This is a genomic window from Streptomyces sp. adm13(2018), assembly GCF_008042145.1.
In the GTDB taxonomy this organism is placed as follows: Bacteria; Actinomycetota; Actinomycetes; order Streptomycetales; family Streptomycetaceae; genus Streptomyces.
The window spans coordinates 71,815-83,590 of the sequence record NZ_RDBH01000114.1 but is presented as its reverse complement, the minus strand read 5'-3'; the positions used below and the strand labels follow the sequence as shown (position 1 = coordinate 83,590).

At 71.4% G+C, this 11,776-nt stretch carries 10 protein-coding genes; 7 read left to right on the top strand and 3 right to left on the bottom strand.

Annotation, left to right across the window (positions count from 1 at the left end; all coding sequences use genetic code 11):
- Nucleotides 1–165 precede the first annotated feature (165 nt).
- From EAO70_RS12495 to EAO70_RS39125, 4 genes are all read left to right on the top strand, one after another.
- Complete coding sequence (locus tag EAO70_RS12495) at nucleotides 166–3,312, top strand: sacsin N-terminal ATP-binding-like domain-containing protein (RefSeq protein WP_148003087.1); 3,147 nt, start codon at nucleotides 166–168, stop codon at nucleotides 3,310–3,312.
- 584 nt (nucleotides 3,313–3,896) lie between these two features.
- Nucleotides 3,897–4,355: a helix-turn-helix domain-containing protein gene (locus EAO70_RS12490; protein WP_148003086.1), complete on the top strand. Its 459-nt coding sequence runs from the start codon at nucleotides 3,897–3,899 to the stop codon at nucleotides 4,353–4,355.
- 3 nt (nucleotides 4,356–4,358) lie between these two features.
- On the top strand, nucleotides 4,359–4,526 hold the full coding sequence (locus tag EAO70_RS39130) for a hypothetical protein (RefSeq protein ID WP_261992829.1): 168 nt from the start codon (nucleotides 4,359–4,361) through the stop codon (nucleotides 4,524–4,526).
- A gap of 10 nt (nucleotides 4,527–4,536) precedes the next feature.
- Nucleotides 4,537–4,815, top strand: coding sequence for a hypothetical protein (locus EAO70_RS39125; RefSeq protein ID WP_261992828.1), 279 nt, complete (start codon nucleotides 4,537–4,539; stop codon nucleotides 4,813–4,815).
- A 9-nt stretch (nucleotides 4,816–4,824) separates the two neighbouring features.
- Here the strand turns inward: EAO70_RS39125 and EAO70_RS12480 are convergent, their stop codons facing one another.
- Both EAO70_RS12480 and EAO70_RS12475 read right to left on the bottom strand, forming a co-directional pair.
- Nucleotides 4,825–7,233, bottom strand: coding sequence for an HAD-IC family P-type ATPase (locus EAO70_RS12480; RefSeq protein WP_148003085.1), 2,409 nt, complete (start codon nucleotides 7,231–7,233; stop codon nucleotides 4,825–4,827).
- A 209-nt stretch (nucleotides 7,234–7,442) separates the two neighbouring features.
- Nucleotides 7,443–7,745 carry a DUF2530 domain-containing protein gene (locus EAO70_RS12475; protein ID WP_148003084.1) on the bottom strand — a complete coding sequence of 101 codons (303 nt, stop codon included), beginning with the start codon at nucleotides 7,743–7,745 and terminating at the stop codon, nucleotides 7,443–7,445.
- A 149-nt stretch (nucleotides 7,746–7,894) separates the two neighbouring features.
- On the opposite strand from EAO70_RS12475, the gene EAO70_RS12470 reads away from it, so the two are divergent.
- Nucleotides 7,895–9,346, top strand: coding sequence for an NCS2 family permease (locus EAO70_RS12470; RefSeq protein WP_148003083.1), 1,452 nt, complete (start codon nucleotides 7,895–7,897; stop codon nucleotides 9,344–9,346).
- Here the strand turns inward: EAO70_RS12470 and EAO70_RS12465 are convergent.
- Nucleotides 9,316–9,570, bottom strand: a complete 255-nt coding sequence (locus tag EAO70_RS12465; RefSeq protein ID WP_148003082.1) for a hypothetical protein — start codon at nucleotides 9,568–9,570, stop codon at nucleotides 9,316–9,318. The two genes, EAO70_RS12470 and EAO70_RS12465, sit on opposite strands and share 31 nt — an antisense overlap.
- 275 nt (nucleotides 9,571–9,845) lie before the next feature.
- Between EAO70_RS12465 and EAO70_RS12460 the strand changes: the two genes are divergently transcribed.
- Nucleotides 9,846–10,307 carry a MarR family winged helix-turn-helix transcriptional regulator gene (locus tag EAO70_RS12460; protein ID WP_148003081.1) on the top strand — a complete coding sequence of 154 codons (462 nt, stop codon included), beginning with the start codon at nucleotides 9,846–9,848 and terminating at the stop codon, nucleotides 10,305–10,307.
- Nucleotides 10,308–10,349: 42 nt separating this feature from the next.
- Nucleotides 10,350–11,687 (top strand): MFS transporter, encoded by a 1,338-nt coding sequence (locus EAO70_RS12455; RefSeq protein ID WP_148003080.1) that lies wholly within the window; start codon nucleotides 10,350–10,352, stop codon nucleotides 11,685–11,687.
- The last annotated feature ends 89 nt before the right edge of the window (nucleotides 11,688–11,776 follow it).

Genomic DNA, 11,776 nt, shown 5'->3' with positions numbered 1-11,776 from the left:
CGCCGTCCGCCGTGCGGCGCCAGTCGAGTTCCGTGTCCGCCGCCCTCAGTTCCTCGTGCTCGACGTACGTCGTCGGGGTCGTCGGGCCCAGGAGGGTGCGGACCGAGTCCGGGACGTCGTGCTCCTCGCCCGTCGTCGCCACCTCCGCTTCCACCGCCCCGCAGAGTGGACGCAGACGTGAGCGTCAGCGTCCGGACGACGACCGACGGAACCGACCCCTTCGGCACCGCCCGGCTGCGGCGGGGTGTGCTCGACGCCTGGGGCGCGTCCCCCGCCCGCTTCCGGGAGGACGCCAACGCCGAGGAGGACCTCGCGCTCGGCGGCTACCGCGACCGCCTCGTCGTCGAACTCGCCCAGAACGCCGCCGACGCCGCCCACCGCGCCGGCGTCCCCGGCCGCCTCCGGCTCACCCTGCACCCCGCGGACCACGAGGGCCCCGCCGTCCTCGCCGCCGCCAACACCGGCGCCCCGCTGGACGCCACCGGAGCCGAATCCCTGTCGACCCTCCGCGCCTCCGCCAAGCGCGAGCAGCAGGCGCACGGCGCGGTCGGCCGGTTCGGCGTCGGCTTCGCCGCCGTCCTCGCCGTCTCCGACGAGCCCGCCGTCCTCGGCCGCCACGGCGGCGTCCGCTGGTCCCTCGCCGAGGCCCGCGAACTCGCCGCCGAGTCCGCCCGGTACAGCCCCGGACTCGGTGACGAACTGCGCCGCCGCGACGGCCACGTCCCCCTCCTGCGGCTCCCGCTGCCCGCCGAGGGCACCGCCCCCGACGGCTACGACACCGTCGTCGTCCTCCCGCTCCGCGACTCCGCGGCGCAGGACCTCGCCGAGCGGCTCCTCTCCTCCGTCGACGACGCGCTCCTCCTCACCCTTCCGGGGCTCGCCGAGATCGTCGTGGAGACCCCGGAAGGGGTACGCACCCTCAGCCGGTCCGAGGACGACGGCTACGTGCGGATCGTCGACTCCGCCACCGGCACCCACCGCTGGCGGACCGTCACCCACGGCGGCCCCCTCGACGCCGAACTCCTCAAGGACCGCCCGGTCGAGGAGCGCCTGCGCCCCCACTGGTCCGTCACCTGGGCCGTACCCGTGGACCCGGAGGGGGCCCCGCGCTATCCGCGGACCACCCCCGTCGTGCACGCGCCCACCCCCACCGACGAGCCTCTCGGCATCCCCGCGCTGCTCATCGCCTCGCTGCCCCTGGACACCGCGCGGCGGCACCCGGCGCCCGGCCGGCTCACCGACTTCCTGGTGCAGCGGGCCGCCGACGCGTACGCCGAACTCCTCGCCGAGTGGCAGCCGGTGACCACCGCCACGCTCGACCTGGTCCCCGGCCCGCTCGGCAAGGGCCCCCTCGACGGGGCGCTGCGCGAGGCGATCCTGGACCGGCTGCCGCGCGTCGCGTTCCTGGCGCCGGCCGCGCCCAGCGAGGAACTCCCCGCGCTCCGCCCGATCGAGGCCGAGGTCGCGGAGGGCGCGGGCGCGGACACGGTCGACGTCCTGGCCGAGGTGTTCCCGACGCTGCTCCCCGCCGGTCTTGAGCGCCGTCCCGAGCTGCGGACCCTCGGCGTCGGCCGTGTGCCGCTGACCGAGGCGATCGACCGGCTGGCCGGGGTGGACCGCGCCCCGACGTGGTGGTGGCGCCTGTACGACTCCCTCGCGGGCGTCGACCCGGACCGGCTGACGGGCCTCCCGGTGCCGTTGGCGGAATCCGCCGAGGGTGCCCGGATCCGTACGGCGATCGGCCCCCGTCAGGTTCTCCTGCCGCAGGACCGGACCCCGGCGGAGCTGACCCGGCTCGGTCTGAAGGTCGCGCACCCCGAGGCGGCCCACCCGATCCTGGAGAAGCTGGGTGCCCTGCCCGCCACGCCCCGCGCGGTCCTGACGACCCCGCAGGTCCGGGCGGCGGTCGCGGCCTCCCTCGACGCGGGCGAGATCTGGGACGAGGACGGGGACGCCCTGGACGCGGACGAACTCGCCGACACCGTCCTCGCCCTGGTCAGGGACGCGGAGCTGGACCCGGGCGAGGAGCCCTGGCTGGGGGCGCTGGCGCTGCCGGACGAGGACGGCGAACTCTCCCCGGCGGGGGAGCTGGTGATGCCGGGCTCGGCGTTCGCCGCCGTGATGCGCGAGGACGAACTGGCCTACGTGGACGCCGAGCTGGCCTCCCGCTGGGGCGAGCAGCCGCTGGCCGCCTGTGGTGTCCTCGCCACCTTCGCGCTGGTCCGGGCGACGGACCTGCTGCTCGACCCGGACGAGGTCGAGCCGCGCGAGGGCGACTACCCGGAGCCGGACGACGCGGGGCTGCTCGACGCGGTCGACGTGTGGTGCGAGGACGTCCTGGACCGGCTGCCGGAGACCCCGGTGCCGCCGGTGGCGACGGAGATCGTGGCCGTACGGGACCTGGACCTGGTCGACGACGACGCGTGGCCGCGGGCGCTGGCCCTCCTGGCGCAGCCGCCGCTGCGTGACGCCCTGACCCAGCCCGTACGGATCCTCCTGCCGGACGGGACGACGGAGACGGTCCGCTCGTACACGGCGTGGTGGCTGCGCGACCACCCGGTCCTGGACGGCCGCCGCCCGGCGGGCCTGCGCGCGGAGGGCTCCGACCCGCTTCTCTCCGGTCTGTACGACTCCGCCGACGCGACCGGCTTCGAGGACGAGCAGGTGCTGCGGGCGCTGGGGGTCCGCACGTCGGTGGCGGCGCTGCTCGACGAGCCGGGCGGGGCGGCGGAACTGCTGGGGCGCCTGGCCGACCCGTCCCGCGAGGTCACGGACGCCCAGCTCCACGCGCTGTACACGGCGCTCGCGGACCTGGACCCGGAGCAGGTGACGCTGCCGGACGAGCTGCGGGCGGTGGTGGACGGCGAGGTGGTCGTGGTGGACGCGGCGGAGGCGATGGTTGCGGACGCGCCGGACCTGCTGCCGCTGACGGGCGGGGTGCCGCTGCTGCCGGTGGCGCCGGCGCGGGCGGCGGACCTGGCGGAGCTGCTCCAGGTGCGGCGGCTGAGCGAGGCGGTGGAAGCGGAGGTGGCGACGACGGGCGAGGAGCACGACGTCCCGGACTCGGTCCGCACCCTCCTGGGCCCGACGACCCCGACGACGTACGTCGAGCACGAGGAACTGAGGGCGGCGGACACGGAACTCGACTGGCGCCGCACGGCGGACGGCGTGGTCCACGCCTCGACCCTGGAGGGAGTGGCGGCGGGCCTGGCCTGGTCGGCGGGCCAGTGGCCCCGCCGCTTCGAGGTGGCGGCCCTCCTGGAGGACCCGTCGAGGACGGCGGAACTGGCAAGGGACCGCTGGTTCGACTGAGGGCGTGGGCGCGGGGGCGAGGGTTCAGTTCTACCTCGGGTGTGGCCGCCCTCGTTCCGAGTGTGGCGTCCTCCGCCGCCGCGTCAAGGGCGCTCCCTGCGGTCGCGTCGCTGCGCGATGGGCTGCGCCCACCCTTGACCCGGCGGCGGAGGCCGCCTTTTCACACTCGGAGGGCGGCCGGGGGGCGTGGCCACGCGGGGCGCCCGGGTAGTGGCTGGCGTCGGKGTGCGCGGYYGTTGARTGGGGYGGYCCGGCGGCGCTYRGCGGGTGACSGWYGTCKTCGGGCKGGGCTTCAGGCCCCGCTGGTCACCCTTGGTGGGTGGTGGGGAGCGGTCGACGAACGTTTCATGCAGTTTCATCGCCCGATAGGGGTGATTTGCGTCGAATGGGGCTTACTCCGGGGTCCTTACTCCGAGTAGTGCGCAGTTGTTCGCGACCGCAGCCCTTCGGAATTGACCTCACGCGTAGCCCCTCCCTGCGGCGCGGACGGCAGGCGCCACAAGTGGTCCCTTTCGTTTGTTGCGGATACTTGCAGAGATGGCTCGTATGCGTTTCACAGGCGACAGATTCATAGGAGCGCACCCATGACCAGGACAGAGACCAGACCCGTCAAGCTCCCGCCGGGGGAGACCGCGACCGCCAATCGTGCGCTGGAGCGAGTCCGGGACTACCTGGACACGCACCGCGACCGGGCTCAGGTCGCGGTCACCGTCGAGGACGGTGACCGCGAACCACTCGTTCTTCCGCGCGAGGTGGTGGAACTCCTGGCCGCGACGCTGGCCCACCTGGGTGCCGGTCGTGGAGTGTCGATCGTGCCTTCGGACGCGGAACTGACGACGCAGCAGGCCGCGGACCTGCTCAACGTGTCCAGACCGTTCCTCGTCGGCTTGCTCAACGCCGGCGAGATCGACTACCGCACCGTCGGCACACATCGCCGGGTCGCCGCCTCGTCGGTCATGGAGTACAAGCGGAGCGACGACCGGCGGCGTCGTGCGGCAGCCGACGAACTGTCGCAACTCGGCCAGGAGACAGGACTGATCTGACCGATGGCCTTCGTCGCCATCTATGACGCCAATGTGCTGTACCCGAGTGTCCTGCGTGACGTTCTGATCCGTGTCGCGCAGGAGGGGCTGGTCCAGGCGAAGTGGACTCACCAGATTCTGGACGAGACGTTCACGAACGTGCATTGCCGCGGTCGAGCTGCCCGATCCTGATGACAGGCACGTGCTGGCCGCGGCGATACGCGCCAAGGCGCAGACCATCGTCACCTTCAACATGAGGGACTTCCCGCGCGACGCCCTCGAACCCTGGGACGTGGAAGCTGTCCACCCCGACCGCTTCCTGGAAGGCCTGATTGACCTGGCTCCCGAGGTTGTCTACGGGCAGGTCCAGCGCATTGCAGACAGCTGGAGGAACCCGGCGGGAACCGTCGACGATGTCATCGACAGACTCGATCGCAGCGGTCTGGTGTCCGCTGCGGCAGCGCTTCGATCCCTGGGCTAGTGCCCCCGGCTACGCCGGGAACCTCCGGTCCACCCAGCGCCACGCGAGCTCCAGGAGCAGGCCGCCCGCTGCTGCGATGGCCACCGCTGCCCACGGCAGTGTCGTGCCCACCAGTTTCAGGGCGAAGAAGTCCTGGAGCCAGGGGACGACGAGGACCAGGAGGAAGGCGCCGCCCATCGTGGCGACCAGGGTGAGGCGCCACCACGTGTACGGGCGGGCGATGATCGCCAGGACCCACATCGAGACCAGGAACAGCGTCAGGGTCGCCGCGCTCGTCTCCGCCTCCAGGGCGCCTTCGCCGCTGTAGTGGTGGCGGGCCAGCAGGTACGTCGTGAACGTGGCCGCCCCCGCGATCACCCCGCCCGGGATCGCGTACCGCATCACCCGGCGTACGAAGTTCGGCTTCGCCCGTTCCTTGTTGGGGGCGAGGGCCAGGAAGAAGGCCGGGATGCCGATCGTCAGGGTGGACAGCAGCGTCAGGTGGCGGGGCAGGAACGGGTACTCCACCTGCGAGCACACCACCAGGACCGCCAGGAGGACCGAGTACACCGTCTTCGTCAGGAAGAGCGTCGCCACCCGGGTGATGTTGCCGATGACCCTCCGGCCCTCCGCCACCACCGACGGGAGCGTCGCGAAGCTGTTGTTCAGGAGGACGATCTGGGCCACCGCCCGCGTCGCCTCCGAGCCCGAGCCCATCGACACGCCGATGTCCGCGTCCTTCAGCGCCAGGACGTCGTTCACCCCGTCGCCGGTCATCGCGACCGTGTGCCCGCGGGACTGGAGCGCCGCCACCATGTCCCGCTTCTGCTGGGGCGTGACCCGGCCGAAGACCGCGTTCTCGTCGAGGACCTTCGCCATCTGCTCCCGGTCCTCCGGGAGCGTGCGGGCGTCCACCGTGTTCGCCGCGCCCGGCATGTCGAGCTTCCCGGCCACCGCGCCCACCGAGACCGCGTTGTCGCCGGAGATGACCTTCGTGGCGACGTGCTGGTCGGCGAAGTAGGAGAGCGTGTCGCCGGCGTCCGGGCGCAGCCGCTGCTCCAGGACGACCAGGGCGGTGGGGTGGGCGCCGGCCGCCACGTCGGGGGAATCGAGCCCGTTCGCGGTACGGGCCAGGAGCAGGACCCGCAGGCCCTGTTCGTTGAGGTGGTCGATCTCCGTGAGCGTCGGGTCCCCGGCGGGCAGCAGGACGTCGGGGGCGCCCAGCAGCCAGGCCGACTCGTGGCCGTCGCCCTCGCTGAACGCCGCCCCGCTGTACTTCCGCGCCGACGAGAAGGGCAGCGCCTCCGTACACCGCCACTCCTCGGTGTCGGGGTAGGCGTCGATGATGGCCTGGAGGGAGGCGTTCGGGCGGGGGTCGGACTCCCCGAGGGCGCCGAGCACCTTCCGTACGTAGGGCTCGTCGCCGCCGTCGAGGGTGCGGAGCTCCGTGACGTCCATGCCGCCCTCGGTCAGCGTGCCCGTCTTGTCCAGGCAGACGACGTCCACGCGCGCCAGGCCCTCGATCGCCGGCAGCTCCTGCACCAGGCACTGCTTGCGCCCCAGTCGTACGACTCCGATCGCGAAGGCGACCGAGGTGAGCAGGACGAGTCCCTCGGGGATCATCGGGACGATGCCGCCGACGGTGCGGGCGACGGCGTCCTTGAAGTTGTCGTCCTTGACGACGAGCTGGCTGATGATGAGCCCGATGGCGGTCGGGATCATCATCCAGGTCACGTACTTGAGGATCGTGGAGATGCCCGTCCGCAGTTCGGAGTGGACGAGCGTGAAGCGGGAGGCCTCTTCGGCGAGCTGGGCCGCGTAGGCCTCGCGGCCGACCTTGGTGGCGGTGAACGCGCCGCCGCCGGCCACGACGAACGAGCCCGACATCATCCGGTCGCCGGGCTTCTTCACCACCGGGTCCGCCTCGCCCGTGAGCAGCGATTCGTCGATCTCCAGACTGTCGGCCTCGGCGACCTCGCCGTCGACGACGACCTTGTCGCCGGGGCCGAGCTCGATGAGGTCACCGAGGACGATCTCGGAGGTGGAGAGTTCGGCGGCGACGCCGTCCCGCCGGACGGTGGGTTTGGCCTCGCCGATGACGGCGAGTCCGTCGAGGGTCTTCTTGGCGCGGAGTTCCTGGATGATGCCGATGCCGGTGTTGGCGACGATCACGAAGCCGAAGAGGCTGTCCTGGATCGGCGCGACGAAGAGCATGATCACCCAGAGCACGCCGATGATCGCGTTGAAGCGGGTGAAGACGTTGGCGCGGACGATGTCCGCGGCCGAGCGGGAGCTCCGTACGGGGACGTCGTTGACCTCGCCGCGGGCGACGCGCTCGGCGACCTCGGCGGAGGTGAGGCCGGCGGGGCGGTGGACAACGGGCGGCCCCACCGCCTCGGCCTCGCCGCCGTCGGTGTCGATCTTCGCCCGCTGAGTCATGTTTTCGACGGTACGACCGGAATCGACCGTTCACCTGCCGAGAAGGGTGAAGATCAGACCGGGGGAGGAGGGGAATCGTCCCCCGGTGCCATGGCTGCGGAGGCGTTCTGGGACCTGGGGCCGACTCGGGGGACGATTCCCCTCCTCCCCCGGTCTGATCTGTCGGCCGACGGCTACGGGCCGGTCGGCGGCTGTGGGTCGGCCGAGGGCTACGGGCCGGTCGGCGACTGCGGGTCCGCGGGCGGCGCCGGGGCCGTCTCCGTCTCGCGTGCCGCGTGCCGCCTGATCGCCGCCTCGCGCTTCCGGACGTACCAGATGCCGATCAGGCCGAGTCCGGCGCCGGCGAGGCAGGTCCACACCCACCAGGTCAGGTCCCGGTCGTCGAACCAGCCGTAGAACGGGACCTGGACGAGGAAGAGGACGAACCACAGGATCGTTCCGCCGATGATGGTGGCGACGACCGGCCCTTCGAGGGGCTCGGGTGCCTCGTGCTTCGGTGTCCACTTCGCCATGGAGGTCAGTCTAGGTGGCGGGAAATCGTATCTACGCGCGGAGATAGACGCTCGCTCGTTCATGTGTTCATACTGAAACGGTTTGCCTCTGGCGGGTTTCCTTCGTATGAACCGCCAAACGGACATCTCCCGAAGAGGAACCCCACCCCATGAGCACCACGGCCCCCGCCAAGGGCATGCCCCCCGAGCCCTCCGCTCCCCAGGAGCCGACCTCGGGCCTCGACCGCTACTTCAGGATCTCGGAGCGCGGCTCGACCGTCGCCCGCGAGGTCCGCGGCGGTTTCGCCACCTTCTTCGCGATGGCCTACATCATCGTGCTGAACCCGATCATCCTCGGCAGCGCCAAGGACATGTACGGTCACCAGCTCGACGGCGGCCAGCTCGTCACGGCCACCGTGCTGACCGCGGCCTTCTCGACGCTCCTCATGGGTGTCATCGGCAACGTCCCGATCGCCCTCGCCGCCGGTCTCGGCGTCAACACGGTCGTCGCGCTCCAGCTCGCGCCGAGGATGTCCTGGCCGGACGCCATGGGCATGGTCGTCCTCGCGGGCATCGTCGTGATGCTGCTCGTCGCGACCGGTCTGCGCGAGCGCGTGATGAACGCGGTTCCGGTCGGCCTCCGCAAGGGCATCGCGATCGGCATCGGCCTCTTCATCATGCTGATCGGCCTCGTCGACTCGGGCTTCGTCTCCCGCATCCCCGACGCCGCGCACACCACCGTCCCGCTCCAGCTCGGCGGCGACGGCCACCTCACCGGCTGGCCGGTGCTCGTCTTCATCCTGGGCACGCTCCTCACCCTCGCGCTGATCATCCGCAAGGTGCCGGGCGCGATCCTCATCTCGATCGTCGTCATGACGATCGTGGCGATGGTCATCAACGCGGTCGCGACCGTGCCGTCCTGGGGCCTCACCACCCCGGAGTGGCCGGGCAACCCGGTCGCCTCGCCCGACTTCGGCCTGGTCGGCGAGGTCAGCCTCTTCGGCGGCTTCGCCAAGGTCGGCTACCTGACCGGCGTGCTCTTCGTCTTCACGGTGCTGCTGTCCTGCTTCTTCGACGCCATGGGCACGATCCTCGGCGTCGGCGACGAGGCCAAGCTGATCGACAAGGACGGCAACTTCCCCGGCATCAACAGGGTCCTGCTGGTGGACGGCCTGGCCGTCGCCTCCGGCGGCGCGACCTCCTCCTCGGCCACCACCTGCTTCGTGGAGTCCACGGCGGGCGTCGGCGAGGGGGCCCGTACGGGTCTCGCCTCGGTGGTCACCGGTGGTCTGTTCTCGGTGGCGCTGTTCCTCACGCCGCTGGCCACCATGGTCCCGTCCCAGGCGGCCACGCCCGCGCTGCTCGCGGTCGGCTTCCTGATCCTGGCCGGTTCGATCAAGGACATCGACTGGAGCGACTACACCATCGCGGTGCCGGCGTTCCTGGCCATGGTGATGATGCCGTTCACGTACTCGATCACGAACGGCATCGGCATCGGCTTCATCACCTTCAGCGTGCTGCGGCTCGCGGCGGGCCGGGGCCGGGAGGTCCCGGTGGCCATGTACATCGTGTCGGCGGTCTTCGTCTTCTACTACGCGATGCCGGCGCTCGGCCTCACGTGATCGCGGGGGGTGTCGGCGGCCACCTCGGCCGCCGGTTCCCCGTCCCCCTCCCCGTAGAACCTCTCCGTCTCGTCGACGGCGGTCTTGAACCGCTCGTCGAAATCCTCGCGAATGAGCGTCCGGACGACATAGTCCTGGACGCTCATTCCTCTTTTCGCGGCGTGACTCCTGAGCCGGTCGAGCAGCTCACCGTCGATGCGCAGGCTGAGCACTGTCGATCCCATGCCGTTCAGGGTCGGGGCAGTCGGGGCTCCTTTGCGTCACTTTCTGGATCCGACTCACTCGTTCGGGTGATACATGGATGCGGAAGCGTGATCTGTGCTCATGCGGTTCACGCGCGGGCGGGGACGTGCAGGGATGGGGCCCGCGCGTGGGGCGGGCGAGGGTGCGCGGGTCCGGGCGTGCGCGCGTGGCGTGTGGGGGCGTACGCATGTGATCCGTGCGACGTCAGCACGTTCCCGTTGGTATTTAGGCAGAGTAATGAGTTAGGCTAACAAACATGTCTGACCTGTCCCACGGCACAGCCGACGACGCCGCGGCCGTGAACGCGCTCCGCTCCTCCGTCATGCGACTGGGCCGACGCCTCAAGCACCAGCGCGTCGACGAGTCGCTGAGCCCCACCGAGATGTCGGTGCTCGGCACCCTCTCGCTCTGCGGCTCCGCCACCCCCGGCGAGCTGGCCCGCAAGGAGCACGTCCAGCCGCCGTCGATGACCCGCATCGTCGCACTGCTGGAGGCCAAGGGACTGGTCCGGCTGGAGCCGCACCCCGACGACCGCCGGCAGAAGGTGGTCAGCCAGACCGAGCAGGCCGAAGCCATGCTCGAGGAGTCCCGCCGCAAGCGGAACGCCTGGCTGGCCTCCCTCGCCGAGGGCCTGGACGAGGACGAGTGGGCCAAGCTGCGCGCGGCCGCCCCGGTCCTGGAGAAGCTCGCCCACCTCAGCCCTTCTTCCCGGGGTTAGACCCCCGGAGCCCCATCCCACGCGCCAAGGAGGCGACGCACTTTGAGTACGGGACCCGGAGCAGACTCCGCACCCGTCCACAAACCCACCCTCGACACCCGCGGGCGGGGGGAAACCTTCTCCTCGCTCAGGATCCGCAACTACCGGCTGTTCTTCACCGGCGCCATCGTCTCCAACACCGGTACGTGGATGGCCCGCATCACCCAGGACTGGCTGGTCCTGAGCCTCACCGGCTCGGCCGCCGCCGTCGGTATCACCACGGCCCTGCAGTTCCTCCCGATGCTGCTCTTCGGCCTCTACGGCGGAGTCATCGCCGACCGCTACCCGAAGCGGCGCCTGCTGCTCGTCAGCCAGGCCGCCCTCGGCCTCTGCGGCATCGCCCTCGCCGTCCTCACGCTCTCCGGCCACATCCAGGTCTGGCACGTCTACCTGATCGCCTTCCTGCTCGGCATGGTGACCGTCGTCGACAACCCGGCCCGGCAGTCCTTCGTCTCCGAGATGGTCGGCCCGGACCGCCTCCGCAACGCCGTCTCCCTCAACTCGGCGAACTTCCAGTCCGCGCGGCTCGTCGGCCCCGCCGTCGCCGGTGTCCTCATCGCCGGTGTCGGCAGCGGCTGGGCGTTCCTCCTCAACGGACTGTTCTTCCTCGCGCCCCTCACCAGCCTGCTGCTCATGCGGCCGGCCGAACTCCACAAGGTGGAGCGCGCCCCGCGCGGCAAGGGCCAGCTGAGAGAGGGCCTGCGGTACGTGGCCGGGCGGCCGGACCTGATCTGGCCGATCGTCCTCGTCGGTTTCGTCGGCACCTTCGGGTTCAACTTCCCGATCTGGCTCACTGCCTTCTCCGGCGAGGTCTTCCACGTCGGCGCGGGGGCGTACGGCCTCCTCAACACGCTCATGGCGGCCGGCTCGCTGGTGGGCGCCCTCGCGGCGGCCCGGCGCGGCTCGACCCGGCTGCGGATGCTGGTGATCGCGGGGGCGGTCTTCGGCGCCCTGGAGATCGCGGCGGCGATGTCGCCGACGTTCTGGCTGTTCGCGCTGCTGCTCGTACCGATCGGCATGATCGGCCTGACGGTCAACATCACCGCGAACTCGGCCGTCCAGCTGGCGACGGACCCGGCCATGCGGGGCCGGGTGATGAGCCTCTACATGATGGTCTTCGCCGGTGGCACGCCGATCGGCGCGCCGCTCCTGGGCTGGGTCACCGACACGTACGGAGCCCGCGTCGGCTTCGCGACCGGCGGGGTGATCTCGCTGGCGGCGGCGGTCGCCATCGGCCTGATCCTGGCGAAGGTCGGCGACCTGAAGATGGCCTTCGGCTGGCGCCACGGGCATCCCCAGGTCCGCTTCGTGGCCCGCGAACGGTTGGCTACGGCGGCCTGAATCCTCCGGAGGGGCGGGGCCGCGGGCCGGGCGCCCGCGGCCCCGCCCCCTCCCCCCACCGGCGGATCCTCAGACCCGCTGCTCCAGGA

Coding starts and splice junctions, on each gene's coding strand:
- EAO70_RS12490 (WP_148003086.1), top strand. CDS start 3,897: ATGACCAGGACAGAGACCAGACCCGTCAAGCTCCCGCCGGGGGAGACC.
- EAO70_RS39130 (WP_261992829.1), top strand. CDS start 4,359: ATGGCCTTCGTCGCCATCTATGACGCCAATGTGCTGTACCCGAGTGTC.
- EAO70_RS12480 (WP_148003085.1), bottom strand. CDS start 7,233: ATGACTCAGCGGGCGAAGATCGACACCGACGGCGGCGAGGCCGAGGCG.
- EAO70_RS12475 (WP_148003084.1), bottom strand. CDS start 7,745: ATGGCGAAGTGGACACCGAAGCACGAGGCACCCGAGCCCCTCGAAGGG.
- EAO70_RS12470 (WP_148003083.1), top strand. CDS start 7,895: ATGAGCACCACGGCCCCCGCCAAGGGCATGCCCCCCGAGCCCTCCGCT.
- EAO70_RS12465 (WP_148003082.1), bottom strand. CDS start 9,570: ATGGGATCGACAGTGCTCAGCCTGCGCATCGACGGTGAGCTGCTCGAC.
- EAO70_RS12460 (WP_148003081.1), top strand. CDS start 9,846: ATGTCTGACCTGTCCCACGGCACAGCCGACGACGCCGCGGCCGTGAAC.